At 37.3% G+C, this 1,948-nt stretch carries 1 protein-coding gene; it reads right to left on the bottom strand.

Going from position 1 to position 1,948, the window contains the following annotated elements; genetic code table 11:
* Nucleotides 1-258: 258 nt before the first annotated feature.
* The coding region (locus ACQR30_RS02265; RefSeq protein WP_429730668.1) for a RagB/SusD family nutrient uptake outer membrane protein at nucleotides 259-1,948 on the bottom strand (1,690 nt) is incomplete at its 5' end.

Here is a 1,948-nt window from a genome sequence, read left to right as displayed (position 1 = left end):
TAATGCTGAGTTTTTGCGCACGGACCATAAAACCCGTGACAACCATCAAAGCGCACAAAATAATTTTCTTCATTTAAAAAACATTAGGATTATAAAATAGCTACCCGCATCGACATCAGCAATTTGGCGCTAACACAAATTCAAAGTACGAACCAACTGCAGATTACCTTCGCTGTATTAGACTTAAAATAAAGATACGTTCAACCATTCTGCTCTCGAAGAATAATTATAATAAGTAGCATCTATTAATTAAATATTTTACCAACTAGGATTTTGAGTTAAATTCGGATTAATGGCTATTTCTTGCGCTGGCACAGGCTCCAAATAATATTTATCCAACCAGCCTATGGGTACAGGTTCATTTCTAACATAGCCGCTATTTCCACCGCCATCTATCAAAATATTGGCATTTTTAAGCTGCGTAGAACCAATTTTAATATTAGGATACATCCTATTCTTGTCATATATCTTGACGCCTAGCTGATAGTCGTTCATATAAGTTCCCTTATCCCATCTTTTCAAATCATTGAATCTGAAACCATCGCCAAATAGCTCAACTCGCCTTTCTCTTCTAATCTCCCATAATACAGGGTCAACGCTGGGATCTCTATTCAAATCGAAATTCCCGCTAATATTGGCAACGACCATTTTCATGGCAGGCCAATTTGTCGGGTTCGCTCTTTGCCTGAGAACATTAATAGTTTGATCTGCAATGCTCTGTGAAAACTGCCCTAATTCAAAGGAAGCTTCCGCATAATTTATTAATACTTCACCCATCCTAAACAACGGGCAATCCTGTGTTCCGCCATAATTGGAACTGCCGTCCATTGGCAAACGATTGTAAAATTTCCAAAAGAAATAACCCAATTTACCTACCATCTGTGAAATAGCAACAGCATTTGTCGGCAATTGGCTCAAAGCTACATTATAAGAAGAAAAATGAGGGAAATTAGGGATTACATTACCGGATGCCATATCATTGGTCTGAGAAATAACAGGCAATTTTTTATTGGTATTTCCCGAAATGGAATCGTTCATGTAATGGATAAAATATGCATAATTGGGATTCTGGTCGTAAGTCCACAAGTTATCGGAATTACCTGATTGATTTGTGATTGCAGGATTGATGAACTTAACACTATATGGAGGAATTACATCATAATACAATCGCCTGTCTCTATTTTTAAAGGATGCATACATTGAATCATCTCCCATATAAACGGCACTTGTAGACACTGGCTTTCCATCGGTGCATAAAAAACTTTCAATAGCACTTTTAGGCACTTCACTATTCCATGCAGTACTTCCAGTATAACGCGTAAGTTGAGGGTTGTTATAGATAGTATTTACATATTGTTTATACAGGATAATGCCGGGTTTTCCGCCACTTAGGTCTTCTGAATTGAAAACATCGTCATAACTCGACATCAAGGTTGGATATGTAACCATCAATTTTTGGGAATAAGTTACACAGGCTTGCAGATAAGTGTTAGCATTGCTTAAACCATGGTATTTTCTCCATGTACCTTCAAACAGACCAAACCTTGATATTAAAAATTGAACACAACTTTGATTAATGGTATTTGTATTAGCGCCTTCACCCGACGGCTTAATGTGGTTCTCTGCCCAAATCAAATTATTCAAGATATTCTGGGCAACTGTATCTCTGGATGTTCTGTTGCCATATAAGACACTTGCAGAAGTATCTGACAAAGAATGTTCAATCCAAGGTACATCTCCAAAAGCCGCAATTAAATCATAATATCTTAATGCCCTGAAAAAATAGCCTACACTTCTCCAATGATCTTTGTCGGACTGTGACATATTTGACTGGTCTATATTGTCCAGCATAATATCCACTCGTCTTACATATGAGAAATTCCATGTTGATATTTGTAAAGAAGTAGTAGCTCCTCCAGCCGCTGCAGGTATCAATTTTGACTCATTA

Source organism: Arachidicoccus sp. (assembly GCF_050436765.1).
Lineage (GTDB): Bacteria > Bacteroidota > Bacteroidia > Chitinophagales > Chitinophagaceae > Arachidicoccus.
This window is presented reverse-complemented; position numbering and strand designations above follow the sequence as displayed.